This window comes from Klebsiella sp. 7-CIP_Kleb. (assembly GCF_050378655.1).
Lineage (GTDB): Bacteria > Pseudomonadota > Gammaproteobacteria > Enterobacterales > Enterobacteriaceae > Klebsiella > Klebsiella quasipneumoniae.
Genome location: NZ_JBNRLJ010000001.1, coordinates 1345515 through 1361374, shown reverse-complemented (window position 1 = coordinate 1361374; position 15860 = coordinate 1345515). Strand labels below are relative to the sequence as shown.

At 57.9% G+C, this 15860-nt stretch carries 19 protein-coding genes; 16 read left to right on the top strand and 3 right to left on the bottom strand.

What is annotated here, in order from left to right:
- Positions 1-41: 41 nt before the first annotated feature.
- The 10 genes from pdxB (at position 42) to ACQUTI_RS06555 (ending at position 9858) form a co-directional block, all read left to right on the top strand.
- A complete protein-coding gene (gene pdxB, locus ACQUTI_RS06600) occupies positions 42-1178 on the top strand; it encodes a 4-phosphoerythronate dehydrogenase PdxB (RefSeq protein WP_004201779.1) in 1137 nt (378 codons plus the stop codon).
- 63 nt (positions 1179-1241) lie between these two features.
- Positions 1242-2255: an aspartate-semialdehyde dehydrogenase gene (locus tag ACQUTI_RS06595; RefSeq protein WP_004201776.1), complete on the top strand. Its 1014-nt coding sequence runs from the start codon at positions 1242-1244 to the stop codon at positions 2253-2255.
- Positions 2255-3067 (top strand): tRNA pseudouridine(38-40) synthase TruA, encoded by an 813-nt coding sequence (gene truA, locus ACQUTI_RS06590; protein ID WP_004201775.1) that lies wholly within the window; start codon positions 2255-2257, stop codon positions 3065-3067. The genes ACQUTI_RS06595 and truA overlap by 1 nt, the downstream gene beginning before the upstream one ends.
- A 26-nt stretch (positions 3068-3093) precedes the next feature.
- Positions 3094-3753, top strand: a complete 660-nt coding sequence (locus ACQUTI_RS06585; protein WP_002913221.1) for a DedA family protein — start codon at positions 3094-3096, stop codon at positions 3751-3753.
- Positions 3754-3938: 185 nt separating this feature from the next.
- Positions 3939-4859 carry an acetyl-CoA carboxylase, carboxyltransferase subunit beta gene (accD, locus tag ACQUTI_RS06580; RefSeq protein WP_004201773.1) on the top strand — a complete coding sequence of 307 codons (921 nt, stop codon included), beginning with the start codon at positions 3939-3941 and terminating at the stop codon, positions 4857-4859.
- Between the two features lie 75 nt (positions 4860-4934).
- On the top strand, positions 4935-6203 hold the full coding sequence (folC, locus tag ACQUTI_RS06575) for a bifunctional tetrahydrofolate synthase/dihydrofolate synthase (protein ID WP_062914201.1): 1269 nt from the start codon (positions 4935-4937) through the stop codon (positions 6201-6203).
- Positions 6193-6879: a cell division protein DedD gene (gene dedD / locus ACQUTI_RS06570; RefSeq protein ID WP_004201770.1), complete on the top strand. Its 687-nt coding sequence runs from the start codon at positions 6193-6195 to the stop codon at positions 6877-6879. The genes folC and dedD overlap by 11 nt, the downstream gene beginning before the upstream one ends.
- Before the next feature lie 217 nt (positions 6880-7096).
- Entirely contained in the window at positions 7097-7585 is a 489-nt protein-coding gene (cvpA, locus tag ACQUTI_RS06565; protein WP_002913214.1) for a colicin V production protein, read from the top strand.
- Between the two features lie 33 nt (positions 7586-7618).
- On the top strand, positions 7619-9136 hold the full coding sequence (purF, locus tag ACQUTI_RS06560) for an amidophosphoribosyltransferase (protein WP_004180758.1): 1518 nt from the start codon (positions 7619-7621) through the stop codon (positions 9134-9136).
- A 137-nt stretch (positions 9137-9273) separates the two neighbouring features.
- A complete protein-coding gene (locus ACQUTI_RS06555; RefSeq protein ID WP_004180755.1) occupies positions 9274-9858 on the top strand; it encodes a UbiX family flavin prenyltransferase in 585 nt (194 codons plus the stop codon).
- A 65-nt stretch (positions 9859-9923) separates the two neighbouring features.
- Here the strand turns inward: ACQUTI_RS06555 and ACQUTI_RS06550 are convergent, their stop codons facing one another.
- The gene (locus tag ACQUTI_RS06550; protein WP_004140952.1) at positions 9924-10085 is read right to left on the bottom strand and encodes a hypothetical protein; all 162 of its coding nucleotides are present in this window, start codon (positions 10083-10085) and stop codon (positions 9924-9926) included.
- A gap of 40 nt (positions 10086-10125) precedes the next feature.
- On the opposite strand from ACQUTI_RS06550, the gene argT reads away from it, so the two are divergent.
- From argT to hisP, 5 genes are all read left to right on the top strand, one after another.
- On the top strand, positions 10126-10908 hold the full coding sequence (argT, locus tag ACQUTI_RS06545; protein WP_004180753.1) for a lysine/arginine/ornithine ABC transporter substrate-binding protein ArgT: 783 nt from the start codon (positions 10126-10128) through the stop codon (positions 10906-10908).
- Between the two features lie 267 nt (positions 10909-11175).
- Positions 11176-11958 (top strand): histidine ABC transporter substrate-binding protein HisJ, encoded by a 783-nt coding sequence (gene hisJ, locus ACQUTI_RS06540; RefSeq protein ID WP_002913209.1) that lies wholly within the window; start codon positions 11176-11178, stop codon positions 11956-11958.
- Between the two features lie 66 nt (positions 11959-12024).
- Positions 12025-12711 carry a histidine ABC transporter permease HisQ gene (locus ACQUTI_RS06535; protein ID WP_004201769.1) on the top strand — a complete coding sequence of 229 codons (687 nt, stop codon included), beginning with the start codon at positions 12025-12027 and terminating at the stop codon, positions 12709-12711.
- Positions 12708-13424: a histidine ABC transporter permease HisM gene (gene hisM / locus ACQUTI_RS06530; protein WP_002913207.1), complete on the top strand. Its 717-nt coding sequence runs from the start codon at positions 12708-12710 to the stop codon at positions 13422-13424. Before ACQUTI_RS06535 ends, hisM begins: the two co-directional genes overlap by 4 nt.
- A gap of 7 nt (positions 13425-13431) precedes the next feature.
- Entirely contained in the window at positions 13432-14205 is a 774-nt protein-coding gene (gene hisP / locus ACQUTI_RS06525) for a histidine ABC transporter ATP-binding protein HisP (protein ID WP_002913206.1), read from the top strand.
- Positions 14206-14210: 5 nt separating this feature from the next.
- Here hisP and ACQUTI_RS06520 read toward each other — a convergent pair whose 3' ends face one another.
- A complete protein-coding gene (locus ACQUTI_RS06520) occupies positions 14211-14738 on the bottom strand; it encodes a GNAT family N-acetyltransferase (protein ID WP_102037961.1) in 528 nt (175 codons plus the stop codon).
- A 119-nt stretch (positions 14739-14857) separates the two neighbouring features.
- On the opposite strand from ACQUTI_RS06520, the gene ACQUTI_RS06515 reads away from it, so the two are divergent.
- A complete protein-coding gene (locus ACQUTI_RS06515; protein WP_032425776.1) occupies positions 14858-14974 on the top strand; it encodes a hypothetical protein in 117 nt (38 codons plus the stop codon).
- On the opposite strand, the gene ACQUTI_RS06510 is transcribed toward ACQUTI_RS06515, so the two are convergent.
- Positions 14954-15847 carry a TIGR01777 family oxidoreductase gene (locus tag ACQUTI_RS06510; protein ID WP_004201764.1) on the bottom strand — a complete coding sequence of 298 codons (894 nt, stop codon included), beginning with the start codon at positions 15845-15847 and terminating at the stop codon, positions 14954-14956. The genes ACQUTI_RS06515 and ACQUTI_RS06510 overlap by 21 nt on opposite strands.
- Positions 15848-15860: the final 13 nt, after the last annotated feature.

The following is a 15860-nucleotide window of genomic DNA, read 5'->3' as shown; positions in this document are numbered from 1 at the left end:
ACTTCCCCGGTTAACTCTCGTTCTCAGACAGGTACTGAACTGTGAAAATCCTCGTTGATGAAAATATGCCCTATGCCCGTGAGCTTTTTAGCCGTTTAGGCGACGTGCAGGCGATCCCGGGCCGCCCGGTTCCGGCCGATGCCCTGACCGATGCGGATGCCTTAATGGTGCGCTCGGTCACCCGGGTCAATGAAGCATTGCTTGCCGGCAAGGCCATCAGGTTCGTCGGCACCGCGACCGCAGGCACCGATCATGTCGATCAGGCGTGGCTGCAGCAGGCGGGGATTGGTTTCTCCGCGGCGCCCGGCTGCAACGCCATCGCGGTGGTGGAGTATGTCTTTTCAGCGCTGCTGATGCTGGCTGAACGTGACGGCTTCGCGCTGCGCGATCGCACCGTCGGGATCGTCGGCGTCGGTAACGTCGGCGGGCGGCTGCAAAAGCGCCTGGAGGCGTTGGGTATCAAAACCCTGCTTTGCGATCCCCCGCGTGCCGACCGCGGCGACGAAGGCGACTTCCGCTCCCTCGACGATCTGGTCCAGCAAGCTGATGTCATCACCTTCCATACCCCGCTGTATAAAGAAGGGCAATATAAAACCCTGCATCTGGCGGATGAGGCGCTGATTAGCCGCCTGAAGCCCGGAACGATTTTGATCAACGCCTGCCGCGGGCCGGTGGTGGATAACGCTGCGTTGCTGAAACGACTGGAAGCCGGTCAGTCCCTGAGCGTGGTGCTGGACGTTTGGGAGCCGGAGCCGGATCTCAACGTAGAGCTTCTTAAGCGAGTGGATATCGGCACGGCGCATATCGCCGGCTATACCCTTGAAGGGAAGGCGCGCGGGACGACGCAGGTATTCGAAGCCTATAGCGCCTTTATCGGCCATCCGCAGCAGGTGGCGCTGGATACCTTGTTGCCGGCCCCGGAGTTTGGCCGCATCACCCTGCATGGCCCGCTCGATCAGCCGACGCTGAAAAGACTGGTACATTTGGTGTATGATGTGCGCCGCGATGATGCGCCGCTGCGGAAGGTGGCGGGTGTCGCCGGTGAATTCGACAAGCTGCGTAAAAATTATCAGGAACGTCGCGAATGGTCTTCGCTGTACGTGCAGTGCAGCGATGAGCAGGCGGCGGCCCTGTTGCGCCAGCTCGGTTTTAACGCCGTGCATCATCCTGTTCGTTAATGTCTTCTTAATGCCCCTGCCGGATACTCCGGCAGGGCCGCTTTATTTCTGGAGTAAACCACCATGTCTGAAGGCTGGAATATTGCCGTACTGGGCGCAACGGGCGCCGTAGGCGAAGCCCTGCTCGAAACTCTTGCTGAACGCCAGTTCCCGGTGGGGGAGATTTTTGCTCTGGCGCGCAATGAAAGCGCGGGCGAACATCTGCGTTTTGGTGGCAAGTCGGTGATCGTCAAGGACGCCGCCGAGTTTGACTGGACCCAGGCCCAGCTGGCTTTCTTTGCCGCAGGCGCAGAAGCCAGTGCGGCGTATGTCGAAGATGCGACAAACGCCGGGTGTCTGGTTATCGATCTCAGCGGCCTGTTTGCGCTGGAGCCGGACGTACCGCTGGTGGTGCCGGACGTGAACCCGTTTGTGTTAGGCGATTATCGCAACCGCAATCTGATTGCGGTGCCCAACAGTCTGACCAGCCAGCTGCTGACGGCGCTCAAGCCGCTTATCGATCAGGGTGGACTGTCGCGCATTAGCGTCACTAACCTGCTCTCCGCCTCAGGGCAGGGGAAAAAAGCGGTGGATGCGCTGGCAGGGCAGAGCGCCAAGCTGTTGAACGGCATCCCCATCGATGAAGACGATTTCTTTGGCCGCCAGCTGGCGTTCAACATGCTGCCGCTGCTGCCGGATCGTGAAGGTAGCGTGCGCGAAGAGCGCCGTATCGTCGATGAAGCGCGCAAAATCCTGCAGGATGACGGGCTGATGATCTCCGCCAGCGTCGTCCAGTCGCCGGTCTTCTACGGCCATGCGCAGATGGTGAACTTTGAAGCGATGCGTCCGCTGGCGGCGGAAGAGGCGCGTGACGCCTTTACCCGCGGCGAGGAGATCGAACTGTCTGAAGAGGGCGAATTCCCCACTCAGGTTGGCGACGCCTCCGGTAACGCCCGTCTCTCCATCGGCTGCGTGCATAATGACTACGGCATGCCGGAGCAGGTCCAGTTCTGGTCGGTGGCGGATAACGTCCGCTTCGGCGGCGCGCTGATGGCGGTGAAGATCGCCGAGAAGCTGATTGAGGAGTACCTGTACTGATGTCTGAGATGGAGCAACAGCCGGTCTGTAAAATCGCGCTGGGCATCGAGTACGACGGTAGCAAATATTACGGCTGGCAGCGGCAAAACGAAGTGCGCAGCGTGCAGGAGAAGCTGGAAAAGGCGCTCTCGCAGGTGGCGAACGAACCGATTACCGTCTTTTGCGCCGGCCGCACCGACGCCGGTGTCCATGGCACCGGCCAGGTGGTGCATTTCGAAACCCGGGCGCAGCGTAAAGATGCCGCCTGGACGCTGGGGGTAAATGCGAATTTACCTGGTGACATCGCGGTGCGTTGGGTCAAACATGTACCGGCGGATTTTCATGCCCGGTTCAGCGCCACGGCGCGCCGCTATCGTTACGTCATCTATAATCATCGCCTGCGTCCGGCGGTATTGAGTCATGGCGTCACGCATTTTCACCAGCCGCTCGACGCCGCGCGCATGCAGCGCGCCGCGCAGTGTCTGCTGGGGGAGAATGACTTTACCTCGTTTCGCGCAGTGCAGTGCCAGTCGCGAACCCCGTGGCGCAACGTGATGCACATTAACGTTACCCGTTACGGCGCTTATGTGGTGGTGGATATCAAAGCGAATGCCTTTGTACATCATATGGTCAGGAATATTGTGGGCAGCCTGATGGAAATCGGGGCCGGAAACCAGCCGGAGAGCTGGATGGCAGAACTGCTGGCAGCAAAAGACAGGACGCTCGCTGCGGCAACGGCAAAAGCGGAAGGGTTGTATCTGGTGTCGGTGGATTACCCGGCCCATTATGATTTACCGGTGCTGCCAATGGGCCCGCTGTTTCTGGCGGACTAATAGGGTCATTAAGGGTAAAGACAAACATGGACTTGATTCACTTTTTAATTGATTTCATCCTGCATATTGATGTGCACCTGGCCGAGCTGGTCGCCCAGTACGGCGTCTGGGTTTATGCCATTCTGTTTTTGATTCTGTTCTGCGAAACCGGGCTGGTGGTGACGCCGTTCCTGCCGGGAGATTCCCTGCTGTTCGTCGCGGGCGCGCTCTCGGCCCTGCCCACCAACGATCTTAATGTCCATCTGATGGTATTGCTGATGGTCATCGCGGCTATCGTCGGCGATGCGGTCAACTACACCATTGGCCGGCTGTTCGGCGAAAAGCTGTTCAGCAATCCGAACTCGAAGATTTTCCGTCGCAGCTATCTGGATAAAACCCATAGCTTCTACGAACGTCACGGCGGAAAAACCATTATCCTCGCGCGCTTTGTGCCGATAGTCCGAACCTTCGCGCCGTTTGTGGCGGGAATGGGGCATATGTCCTATCGTCATTTTGCGGCCTATAACGTCGTCGGGGCGCTGCTGTGGGTGCTGCTGTTCACCTACGCCGGCTATCTGTTTGGCGATCTGCCGGTGGTGCAGGAGAACCTGAAGCTGCTGATCGTGGCGATCATCGTGCTTTCCGTCCTGCCGGGCGTGATTGAGATTATTCGCCATAAGCGGGCGGCGGCGAAGCAGGCGAAGTAGTTTAGCCTGTGTTGCGCGTGACGGTGCAGAGCGTCACGCGCAGCGGTTTGACCACTTTTTTATCCCATGTTCCGGGATGATATGATTTAATGTGCAACATTCATGGTCTGTAAGAGGCAAAAATGGCATTATGCGCCCCTTACGACAAAACTGGCATCGACCAGGTTCAGGCAGAAAGGTTATCAATGAGCTGGATTGAACGAATTAAAAGCAACATCACTCCCACCCGCAAGGCGAGCATTCCTGAGGGTGTATGGACCAAGTGCGACAGCTGCGGTCAGGTACTCTACCGCGCCGAGCTGGAGCGCAACCTGGAGGTTTGTCCTAAGTGCGATCACCATATGCGCATGTCGGCGCGTAATCGCCTGCATAGCCTGTTGGATGAAGGTTCTCTGGTGGAACTGGGAAGCGAACTTGAGCCAAAAGATGTGCTGAAGTTCCGCGATTCAAAAAAATACAAAGACCGCCTGGCGTCCGCTCAAAAAGAGACGGGCGAGAAAGACGCGCTGGTGGTAATGAAAGGTACGCTCTACGCGATGCCGGTTGTGGCCGCCGCCTTTGAGTTCTCCTTTATGGGGGGATCGATGGGTTCCGTCGTTGGCGCACGCTTTGTGCGCGCGGTGGAGCAGGCGCTGGAAGATAACTGCCCGCTGATCTGCTTCTCCGCCTCCGGTGGCGCCCGTATGCAGGAAGCGCTGATGTCGCTGATGCAGATGGCGAAAACCTCCGCGGCGCTGGCGAAAATGCAGGAGCGCGGATTACCGTACATCTCTGTGCTGACCGACCCGACCATGGGCGGCGTATCGGCGAGCTTTGCGATGCTGGGTGACCTGAACATTGCCGAGCCGAAAGCGCTGATCGGCTTTGCCGGTCCTCGCGTCATTGAGCAGACCGTACGTGAGAAGCTGCCGCCGGGATTCCAGCGCAGTGAGTTCCTGATTGAAAAAGGGGCGATCGATATGATCGTTCGCCGTCCGGAAATGCGTCTCAAGCTGGCCAGCATTCTGGCGAAGCTGATGAACCTGCCGGCGCCGGTTGCCGCTTCGGAAACGCCTCATGAAGGCGTGGTGGTGCCGCCGGCACCGGATCAGGAACCCGAGGCCTGATAAAGCAGAGGGCAGGGCCTGGCGGCGCTGCCCTTTTTTATTCATACGCGTTAACCGTCAATTCTTGCGGGCATCATGGAAAAAGATCCTATTCCTCAGGCCACGTCGCCCCTGGCTACGTGGCTTTCTTATCTGGAACATCTGCACAGTAAAACCATCGACCTGGGGCTGGCGCGCGTCAGCGAGGTCGCACGGCAGATGGATATCGTCAAACCGGCGCCGTTCGTCTTTACGGTCGCGGGCACCAATGGCAAAGGCACCACCTGCCGCACGCTGGAAACCGTCCTGATGGCGGCCGGCTATAAAGTGGGGGTCTACAGCTCTCCGCATCTGGTGCGTTACACCGAACGCGTGCGCATTCAGGGAGCGGAACTGCCGGAGGCGGCGCATACGGCCTCGTTTGCGGAGATTGAAGCGGCGCGGGGCGACATCTCGCTGACCTACTTTGAGTACGGCACGCTCTCTGCGCTATGGTTGTTTAAGCAGGCGCAGCTGGATGTGGTGATCCTGGAGGTGGGGCTCGGCGGCCGTCTCGACGCCACTAATATCGTGGATGCCGATGTCGCCGTGGTTACCAGCATCGCTCTCGATCATACCGACTGGCTGGGACCGGATCGCGAAAGTATCGGCCGGGAGAAAGCCGGTATCTTCCGTGCCGGAAAACCGGCGGTAGTAGGGGAGCCGGATATGCCGCACACCATTGCTGAAGTGGCGAGCGAGAAGGGCGCCCTGCTCCAGCGCCGCGGCGTCGACTGGCGCTATGAGGTGGAAGGCGAGACATGGTCTTTCCGCGACGCGGGCGGGGCGTTAAGCCGCCTGCCTCTGCCTCAGGTGCCGTTGCCGAACGCCGCCACGGCCGTGGCGGCGCTGCGCGCCAGCGGACTTGCCGTGGATGACGCTATCCTGCGCGCGGGGATCCGCGACGCGATGCTGCCGGGACGCTTTCAGATAATCAGCGACGCCCCGCGGGTGATCCTCGATGTGGCGCATAACCCGCACGCGGCGGCTTATCTCGCCGGGCGTCTCAAAACGTTAGCGAAAACGGGACGCGTGCTGGCGGTTATTGGTATGCTGCATGATAAGGACATTGCCGGCACGTTGGCCAATCTGGCCCCGGAAGTCGACGCCTGGTACTGCGCGCCGCTGGAAGGGCCGCGCGGGGCGACGGCGGAGCAGCTGGTGGAACATTTGCGTGGCGGCACAGTCTATAGCAGCGTGGCGCAGGCGTGGCATGCGGCCATGGCTGACGCTAAAGTGGAAGATACCGTGCTGGTGTGTGGTTCGTTTCACACGGTCGCACAGGTTATGGAAGAGATAGACGCGGGGAGAATCGGTGGCAAGTAAGTTTCAGAACCGTTTAGTCGGGACAATCGTGCTGGTGGCGCTGGGGGTGATTATCCTGCCAGGGCTGCTGGACGGGCAGAAAAAGCATTACCAGGATGAGTTTGCCGCGATCCCGCTGGTGCCGAAACCGGGCGATCGTGATGAACCGGATATGCTGCCGGCGGCGACTCAGGCGCTGCCTTCGCAGCCGCCGGAAGGGGCGGCGGAAGAGGTGCGGGCGGGCGATGCCGCCGCGCCATCGTTAGATCCGTCGCGTATCCCGGTGAACAGCAACAGCTTCGATGACGTTCAGGAGCCGGTAGTGGCCGCGAAACCCCAGCCTAAACCTCAGCCGAAGCCGCAGCCGCAACAGCAGGCCGCGACGCCAACGCCACCGCCTGCTAAGCCACAGCAGCAACAACCGCAGCAGCAGGCGGCCCTGCCGGCGCCGACCGGCAAAGCCTATGTGGTTCAGCTGGGCGCGTTGAAGAACGCCGATAAGGTGAACGAGATCGTTGGTAAACTGCGGGCGTCGGGCTTCAAAGTGTATACGTCGCCTTCGACGCCGGTACAGGGTAAAATTACCCGTATCCTCGTCGGGCCGGATGCGTCAAAAGACAAGCTCAAGGGCCAGCTGGGCGATCTGCAACAGATCTCCGGGCTCAGCGGGGTAGTGATGGGCTTCACCCCGAACTGATTGTTTTTTCCGCGATGCGGAAATAACGCGGCGGGGCTAAACGCCCCGTAAACCCTGTCTCAGCCGCCCTGAAGAGGCGAAAGACAGTCTGGCGTTGAATGTTTTTTCAGCGCCATTTTTATTTCTGTAGGGCAAGGAAATCCCTACGCAAACGTTTTCTTTTTCTGTTAGAATGCGCCCCGAACTGGACGACAGGGCGTAAAATCGTGGGACGTATATGGTCTGGATTGATTACGCCATTATGGCGGTGCTGGGTCTTTCTTGCCTGGTCAGCCTGATCCGCGGCTTCGTTCGCGAAGCTTTATCGTTAGTCACGTGGGGTTGCGCGTTTTATGTCGCCAGCCACTACTACGCTGATCTGTCTGTCTGGTTTACGGGCTTTGAGGATGAACGGGTTCGAAATGGGATTGCTATTGCGGCGCTGTTTATCGTGACGCTCATCGTTGGCGCTATCGTGAACTATGTGATAGGCCAGCTGGTGGAGAAAACCGGTTTGTCAGGTACCGACAGGGTATTGGGGATCTGCTTCGGCGCGCTACGTGGGGTGCTGATCATCGCCGCTATTCTGTTCTTCCTTGACACCTTTACCGGGATGGCGAAGAGCGATGACTGGCATCAGTCGCAGTTTATTCCCTATTTTACCCCCGTCATCAGATGGTTTTTTGAATACCTGCAAAGCTCGTCAAGTTTCTTGCCTAAAGTATAGACTTTAGGTCGTTGCTGAACGAGGAAAAGACGTATGTGCGGTATTGTCGGTATCGCCGGTGTTATGCCGGTTAACCAGTCGATTTATGATGCGCTAACGGTGCTCCAGCACCGTGGACAGGATGCCGCTGGCATCATCACCATTGATGCCAACAACTGCTTCCGGTTGCGTAAGGCTAACGGGCTGGTAAGCGACGTATTCGAAGCCCGCCATATGCAGCGTATGCAGGGCAATATGGGGATTGGCCACGTGCGTTACCCCACGGCGGGCAGCTCCAGCGCCTCCGAAGCGCAGCCGTTTTACGTCAACTCGCCGTATGGCATCACGTTGGCGCATAACGGCAACCTGACCAACGCCCATGAGCTGCGTAAAAAGCTGTTTGAAGAAAAACGCCGCCACATCAATACCACCTCAGATTCCGAAATCCTCCTCAATATTTTCGCCAGTGAGCTGGATAACTTCCGTCACTACCCACTGGAAGCGGATAACATCTTTGCCGCGATTGCGGCGACCAACCGCTTGATCCGCGGCGCGTACGCTTGCGTGGCGATGATCATCGGTCATGGCATGGTGGCCTTCCGCGACCCGAACGGCATTCGTCCGCTGGTGCTGGGCAAACGTGACGTAGGCGATGGCCGCACCGAGTATATGGTGGCCTCGGAAAGCGTGGCGCTTGACACCCTTGGCTTTGAATTCCTGCGCGATGTGGCGCCGGGCGAAGCGGTTTATATTACCGAGAAGGGCCAGCTGTTTACCCGTCAGTGCGCCGATAACCCGGTCAGCAACCCGTGCCTGTTCGAGTACGTCTATTTTGCCCGTCCGGACTCGTTTATCGACAAAATTTCCGTCTACAGCGCCCGCGTTAATATGGGGACCAAGCTGGGCGAGAAGATTGCCCGCGAGTGGGAAGATCTGGATATTGACGTCGTTATCCCGATCCCGGAGACCTCCTGCGATATCGCGCTGGAGATCGCCCGCATCCTCGACAAGCCTTATCGACAGGGCTTCGTGAAGAACCGCTACGTCGGCCGCACATTTATCATGCCTGGCCAGCAGCTGCGTCGTAAGTCTGTGCGCCGCAAGCTCAACGCCAACCGTGCGGAGTTCCGCGATAAGAACGTGCTGCTGGTGGACGATTCCATCGTTCGCGGCACCACCTCGGAGCAGATCATCGAGATGGCGCGCGAAGCAGGGGCGAAAAAAGTGTATCTGGCCTCAGCCGCGCCGGAAATTCGTTTCCCGAACGTGTACGGTATCGATATGCCGACCGCCAACGAACTTATCGCTCATGGCCGCGAAGTGGATGAGATCCGCCAGATCATCGGCGCCGATGGCCTGATTTTCCAGGATCTCAACGATCTGATCGAGGCGGTGCGCGCGGAAAATCCGGATATTCAGCAGTTTGAATGTTCTGTGTTCAACGGCGTGTACGTCACCCGGGATGTCGACCAGCAGTACCTCGACTACCTCGATTCCCTGCGTAACGATGATGCCAAAGCGGTTCAGCTGCAGAACGAAGTCGAAAACCTCGAGATGCACAACGAGGGTTAAGCCGTTCACGCGTCGCGGGCCCGCCGTTCCTGATGGACGGCGGGCCTTTTTTTCGCCCGGCAACGGTGCGTCAATGGTTGCGCCAACGGCTATAATCCGGCAAAGTCTGCGGCACGACGCGCAAGGGGTAACAGAACGTGAAACGACTGATTATTGGCATTTCCGGCGCCAGCGGCGCCATCTATGGCGTGCGGATGCTGCAGGTGCTGCGGGATGTGCCGGATATTGAAACCCATCTGATCCTCAGTCAGGCGGCGCGCCAGACGCTGGCGATGGAGACCGACTTTACCGTGCGTGAAGTGCAGGCGCTGGCTGATGTGGTGCATGATGCCCGCGACATCGCCGCCAGTATCTCCTCCGGCTCGTTTAAAACCGCCGGGATGGTGATTTTACCCTGCTCAATGAAAACGCTCTCGGGTATTGTCCATAGCTACACGGATGGTCTGCTGACGCGGGCGGCGGATGTGGTGCTGAAGGAGCGTCGTCCGCTGGTGCTCTGCGTGCGGGAGACTCCGTTCCATCTTGGCCATCTGCGACTGCTGGTGCAGGCTGCGGAGCTGGGGGCGGTGATTATGCCGCCGGTGCCGGCCTTCTACCATCGGCCGCAAAGCCTGGATGATGTTATCAACCAGACCGTCAACCGGGTACTCGATCAGTTCGACATTAGCCTGGAACAAGACTTATTTACGCGCTGGCAAGGGTCACAGGATTGCACCAAATAGGTGCGTGAAATGTACGCTTGCGCTGCGCTGGTGCAAATTTGTCGTCCCGATCAAATCCTCGACATTTATTTCGTCTTTTTGCGCTCAGGCGCTGCGGTTTCGCCAGTAATGCTGGTATCTTCCCTTTTAAGACAATCCTGCAACTTTATTTTAACAAATTTAACCCTGTTCCCGGCACGCACCGGGAAGATGGCACAAAAACTGCAGGATTGATCGGCAATCACCATAACAAGCAACGCACCACATCACGACACTTAAGGGTACTGTATGAAGAAGACGATTCTGGCTCTCTCTTTACTCGTGGGAATGAGCAGCACGGCCAGTGTGTTTGCTGCTCTGCCGCAGAGCATTCGCATTGGCACTGACGCGACCTATGCGCCCTTTTCGTCGAAAGACGCGAAAGGGGACTTTGTTGGCTTTGATATCGATTTAGGCAATGAACTGTGCTCCCGTATTAAGGTGAAATGTACCTGGGTCGGCAGTGATTTTGACTCCCTGATCCCCTCCCTCAAGGCGAAGAAAATTGACGCCATCATCTCCTCGCTCTCCATCACCGAGAAGCGCCAGCAAGAGATCGCCTTCTCTGACAAGCTTTATGCCGCCGACTCCCGGCTGATCGCGGCCAAAGGCTCGCCGATCCAGCCGACGCTGGAGGCGCTGAAAGGTAAGCACGTCGGCGTGCTGCAGGGCTCCACGCAGGAAGCCTATGCTAACGATCGCTGGCGCAGCCAGGGCGTTGACGTGGTGGCATATCAGAACCAGGACCTGATCTATTCCGACCTCTCCGCTGGTCGTCTGGATGCGGCGCTGCAGGATGAAGTCGCCGCCAGCGAAGGCTTCCTGAAGCAGCCTGCCGGGAAAGATTTCGCCTTTGCCGGCCCGTCCGTTAAAGACAAAAAGTACTTTGGCGACGGCACCGGTATCGGCCTGCGTAAGGACGACGCCGAGCTGAAAGCCGCGTTTGATAAAGCGCTGGGCGAGATGCGCAAAGACGGCACTTACGACAAAATGGCGAAGAAATACTTCGATTTTAACGTCTACGGCGACTAAGACTGCCGCAGGCCCGCGCTATCGGGTGGGCCTGCCGCCATGCTCGTGTAAAAGCCCTGAAAAGGTGCATCGCCAGACGCTGTGGATCATTTTAGTGCAAAGGCAGGCGCTTTTGCGGCTAAAGAATGCATAGTTAAGCGTTTGTGATGCAAAAAAATGGCCTTTCTGGTGCATAAATCTTTGCCCTCAAGGGGCGAATAATGGCACGATAACTGGTGTTAATAGTTCTAATAAACCCGTTAGAATGACAGTCTGTCGAGGATAGTTATGAAAAAACTGGCGTTGTCTCTCTCTTTAGCGCTGGCCCTTTCCAGCGTTTCCACGGTCTTTGCCGCTATTCCGCAAAAAATTCGTATCGGTACCGATCCGACTTATGCTCCCTTCGAATCGAAGAATGCGCAGGGGGAATTGGTGGGTTTTGATATCGATCTGGCAAAAGAGCTGTGTAAGCGTATTAATACCCAATGTACCTTTGTGGAAAACCCGCTGGATGCGCTGATCCCCTCTTTAAAAGCGAAGAAAATCGACGCGATTATGTCTTCGCTGTCGATTACCGAAAAGCGTCAGCAGGAAATCGCTTTCACCGACAAACTGTATGCGGCTGATTCGCGTCTGGTGGTGAAAAAGGGCAGCCCGGTAACGCCGGATCTTGCCACCCTGAAGGGTAAGCGCGTGGGCGTGCTGCAGGGTACGACGCAGGAAACTTATGGTAATGAGCACTGGGCGCCGAAAGGTATCGAAATTGTCTCCTATCAGGGGCAGGACAATATCTATTCCGACCTGACCGCCGGCCGTATTGACGCCGCTTTCCAGGATGAGGTCGCGGCCAGCGAAGGGTTCCTGAAACAGCCTATCGGTAAAGATTATCAGTTTGGCGGTCCGTCGATTAAGGACGAAAAGCTGTTCGGCGTCGGCACCGGTATGGGGCTGCGTAAGGAAGACAACGAACTGCGCGAAGCGCTGAATAAAGCGTTTGCAGAGATGCGTAAGGACGGCACCTACGACAAGCTGGCGAAAAAATATTTCGATTTTAACGTATACGGCGAATAATTCTCACGCCTCACCATTGCGCGTCCGATTCACGCGCAATGGTGGATGACAGACAGGGTAGGCAGCATGCTGTATGGGTTTTCACAGGTTATTTTGCAGGGTGCGCTTGTCACCCTGGAGCTTGCGCTCAGCTCGGTCGTTCTCGCCGTCCTGATTGGGCTGGCGGGCGCTGGCGCAAAGCTATCGAGCAATCGTCCTCTGGCGCTGGTATTTGAAGGCTATACCACACTGATCCGCGGCGTCCCCGACCTGGTGCTGATGCTGTTGATTTTCTACGGCCTGCAGATTGCGCTTAACAGCGTTACCGACGCGCTGGGCATGGCGCAGTTTGATATTGACCCGATGATCGCCGGGATTATTACCCTTGGCTTTATCTATGGCGCCTATTTTACGGAAACCTTCCGCGGCGCCTACCTGGCGGTGCCGAAGGGGCATATCGAAGCGGCCACCGCCTTTGGCTTCAGCGGCGGGCAGACGTTCCGGCGCATCCTGTTCCCGGCGATGATGCGCTACGCGCTGCCGGGGATCGGCAACAACTGGCAGGTTATCCTCAAGGCGACGGCGCTGGTCTCGCTGCTGGGGCTGGAGGATGTGGTCAAAGCCACGCAGCTGGCGGGCAAAAGCACCTGGCAGCCGTTCTACTTCGCCATCGTCTGCGGCCTGATTTATCTGGTATTTACCACCCTTTCTAATGGCGTACTGCTGCTGCTCGAACGCCGCTATACCGTTGGCGTCAAGAGGGCTGACCTGTGATTGAAATTATTCAGGAATACTGGAAATCCCTGCTGTGGACCGACGGCTATCGCTTTACCGGCGTGGCGATTACCTTATGGTTGCTGATCTCTTCGGTGGTCATGGGGGGCATCCTGGCGGTCTTTCTGGCAATCGGCCGCGTTTCGAGCAATAAGTTCATCCAGTTTCCCATCTGGCTGTTTACTTACATATTTCGCGGCACGCCGCTGTATGTGCAGCTGTTGGTCTTTTACTCCGGTATGTACACCCTGGAAATCGTCAAAGGCACTGAACTGCTGAACGCCTTTTTCCGCAGCGGGCTAAACTGTACGGTGCTGGCGCTGACCCTGAACACCTGCGCTTATACCACCGAAATTTTCGCCGGCGCGATCCGCTCGGTACCGGCGGGCGAAATTGAAGCGGCGCGGGCCTACGGCTTCTCTTCGGTCAAACTGTACCGCTGCATCATCCTGCCTTCCGCGCTGCGGATTGCGCTGCCGGCCTACAGTAACGAAGTGATCCTGATGCTGCACTCGACGGCGCTGGCGTTTACCGCTACGGTGCCGGATCTGCTGAAAATCGCCCGCGATATCAACTCGGCCACCTATCAGCCGTTCACCGCCTTTGGCATCGCCGCGGTGCTCTATTTAATTATCTCGTATGTGCTGATTAGCTTGTTCCGCAAAGCGGAAAAGCGTTGGTTGCAGCATATCAAACCTTCTTCGACGCATTGAGAACGCCATGTCCGACAATAAATTAAACGTTATCGATCTGCATAAACGCTATGGGGAACACGAGGTGCTGAAGGGCGTCTCGCTGCAGGCGAAAGCCGGGGACGTTATCAGTATCATCGGTTCATCGGGTTCCGGGAAAAGTACCTTTCTACGCTGTATTAACTTCCTTGAAAAACCGAGCGAAGGCACGATCGTCGTCAGCGGCCAGAATATTGGCCTGGTACGGGATAAAGACGGTCAGCTGAAGGTGGCCGACAAGAACCAGCTGCGCCTGCTGCGCACCCGGTTGACCATGGTGTTTCAGCATTTCAATCTGTGGAGCCATATGACGGTGCTGGAGAACGTCATGGAGGCGCCGATTCAGGTGCTGGGCTTAAGCAAACAGGAAGCGCGCGAACGGGCGGTAAAATACCTGGCCAAGGTCGGGATAGACGAACGTCAGCAGGCGAAATACCCGGTGCATCTTTCCGGCGGCCAGCAGCAGCGTGTCTCTATTGCCCGCGCGCTGGCGATGGAGCCGGAAGTGCTGCTGTTCGATGAGCCGACCTCCGCGCTGGATCCGGAGCTGGTGGGCGAAGTGTTACGCATCATGCAGCAGTTGGCGGAAGAGGGGAAAACCATGGTGGTGGTGACCCACGAAATGGGCTTTGCCCGCCACGTCTCTTCGCATGTCATTTTCCTGCATCAGGGAAAAATCGAAGAGGAAGGGCATCCGGACGCGCTGTTCGGCGCGCCGAAAAGCCCGCGCCTGCAGCAGTTTCTGAAAGGTTCGCTGAAATAAACGGCTTACCCGGCGTCTGCGGGCGCCGGGTGGGATTCACGCTCCAGCCGGTAAATCCAGTCATCGTAATCGACGCCGTTCAGATGATAGGCTTTCTCCAGCACCTGCGTGCGCACAAAGCCTTGCTTCTGTAGCAGGCGCGATGATCCACGATTCTCTCCCAACACCCAGGCATTGATGGCCTGTACCCCCAGCGTGCTGAAACCATAATCGCAGATCGCCCGCAGCGCTTCGCTGGCATAGCCTTTTCCCTGAGCCTCGGGCAGCAGCGCATAGCCGACGTCGGCCTCGTGCGGATTTTTAGGGCTGATGCGAAGCCCAATATCGCCCAGCGCATCGCCGCGCTTATTACGCAGAACATACACGCCGGGATCGGCGCAGCGACTGGCGAACACGCTGCGCAACGCCTCCTCGCTTAACACTTCGCCCATAAAACGCATCACCTGCGGATCCTGGCGCAGGCGCAGAAAAAAGGGCCAGTCATCGGTAACAAAGCGGGTAAGCGAAAGGCGAGGCGTGGTGATGGTCGTCATAAAGCAGTCAATTCGAAGAAGGAAAGGCCTACCTTAGCACTTTGCTTCGCCAGGTAACACCGGCGAACCGGCCGGCTGGCGATGAACTCAGGCGCTTCAGGGCGCTGGCTGTCCGGGATATGGCGATGCTGCAGCGCCAGGCTGAGGCCATCCAGGCGTGGAGCATGAGCCAGCAGAATGGAATCAGGGGAGCCAATGCTCCCCTGTGTCAGCCATTAACTCAGCACATCCTTTAGCGCTTCGTCGAGATCGTACCAGCGGAAGGCGAAGCCGGCGGCTTCCAGTCGCTTAGGCAGCGCGCGCTGGCCGCCGAGCACCAGCACAGCTGATTCGCCCATCAGCAGGCGGATGGCGGCGGCGGGAACGCGGAAAATCGCCGGTCGATTGAGCGCATGACCCAGCGCGTGGGCGAACTGCTCGTTATGCACGGGATAGGGCGAAACCATATTGAATGGGCCGCGCAGATCGTTATCCAGCAGCCACAGAATGCCGTTAACCATATCGTCGATATGGATCCAGGCCAGGTACTGTCTGCCGCTGCCGATAGGCCCACCGAGGCCGAGCTTAAAGGCCGGGGTCATTTTGCCAAGAATACCGCCCCGCGGCGCCAGTACCACGCCGGTGCGCAGCAGACAGACGCGGGTGCGCTCGCTTTGCGCTTCGCAGGCAATTTGCTCCCAGCGGGCGCAGAGCTTATGGGTAAACTCATTGTGCGGCGGCTCTTCTTCAGTCACCACCACTTCGCCGAGGTCGCCGTAATAGCCGGTGGCTGACCCGCTGATCAGCACGGAGGGAGGAGTATCGCTGGCGTGGAACAAGCCCACCAGCCGCTGAGTGAGATCCCAGCGACTATGGCATAAGCGCTGTTTCTGCTCGGCGGTCCAGCGTTTATCGGCGATGGGCTCGCCCGCCAGATTGATGACGGCATCGATGTCATTGAGGTGGTGATGGCCCTCGAAATCGCGCCACAGCGTGACACGCGGATCGAGACGGGCGCGGGCGGTATCCGGATGTCGGGTGGAGACCGTGACGCTATGCCCAAGCTCCAGCAGTCTGGGTATCAGATGTCGGCCAATCAGGCCGGTACCACCAGTAAGCAGGATCTTCATACCACCTCCCTGA

Excerpts from the sequence above, each read along its gene's own strand:
- folC (WP_062914201.1), top strand. The coding sequence starts at position 4,935 with ATGGAAAAAGATCCTATTCCTCAGGCCACGTCGCCCCTGGCTACGTGG.
- argT (WP_004180753.1), top strand. The coding sequence starts at position 10,126 with ATGAAGAAGACGATTCTGGCTCTCTCTTTACTCGTGGGAATGAGCAGC.
- hisP (WP_002913206.1), top strand. The coding sequence starts at position 13,432 with ATGTCCGACAATAAATTAAACGTTATCGATCTGCATAAACGCTATGGG.
- ACQUTI_RS06535 (WP_004201769.1), top strand. The coding sequence starts at position 12,025 with ATGCTGTATGGGTTTTCACAGGTTATTTTGCAGGGTGCGCTTGTCACC.
- cvpA (WP_002913214.1), top strand. The coding sequence starts at position 7,097 with ATGGTCTGGATTGATTACGCCATTATGGCGGTGCTGGGTCTTTCTTGC.
- truA (WP_004201775.1), top strand. The coding sequence starts at position 2,255 with ATGTCTGAGATGGAGCAACAGCCGGTCTGTAAAATCGCGCTGGGCATC.
- purF (WP_004180758.1), top strand. The coding sequence starts at position 7,619 with ATGTGCGGTATTGTCGGTATCGCCGGTGTTATGCCGGTTAACCAGTCG.
- ACQUTI_RS06585 (WP_002913221.1), top strand. The coding sequence starts at position 3,094 with ATGGACTTGATTCACTTTTTAATTGATTTCATCCTGCATATTGATGTG.
- ACQUTI_RS06515 (WP_032425776.1), top strand. The coding sequence starts at position 14,858 with ATGGCGATGCTGCAGCGCCAGGCTGAGGCCATCCAGGCGTGGAGCATG.
- ACQUTI_RS06520 (WP_102037961.1), bottom strand. The coding sequence starts at position 14,738 with ATGACGACCATCACCACGCCTCGCCTTTCGCTTACCCGCTTTGTTACC.
- ACQUTI_RS06510 (WP_004201764.1), bottom strand. The coding sequence starts at position 15,847 with ATGAAGATCCTGCTTACTGGTGGTACCGGCCTGATTGGCCGACATCTG.
- hisJ (WP_002913209.1), top strand. The coding sequence starts at position 11,176 with ATGAAAAAACTGGCGTTGTCTCTCTCTTTAGCGCTGGCCCTTTCCAGC.
- accD (WP_004201773.1), top strand. The coding sequence starts at position 3,939 with ATGAGCTGGATTGAACGAATTAAAAGCAACATCACTCCCACCCGCAAG.
- ACQUTI_RS06595 (WP_004201776.1), top strand. The coding sequence starts at position 1,242 with ATGTCTGAAGGCTGGAATATTGCCGTACTGGGCGCAACGGGCGCCGTA.
- ACQUTI_RS06550 (WP_004140952.1), bottom strand. The coding sequence starts at position 10,085 with ATGGTGATTGCCGATCAATCCTGCAGTTTTTGTGCCATCTTCCCGGTG.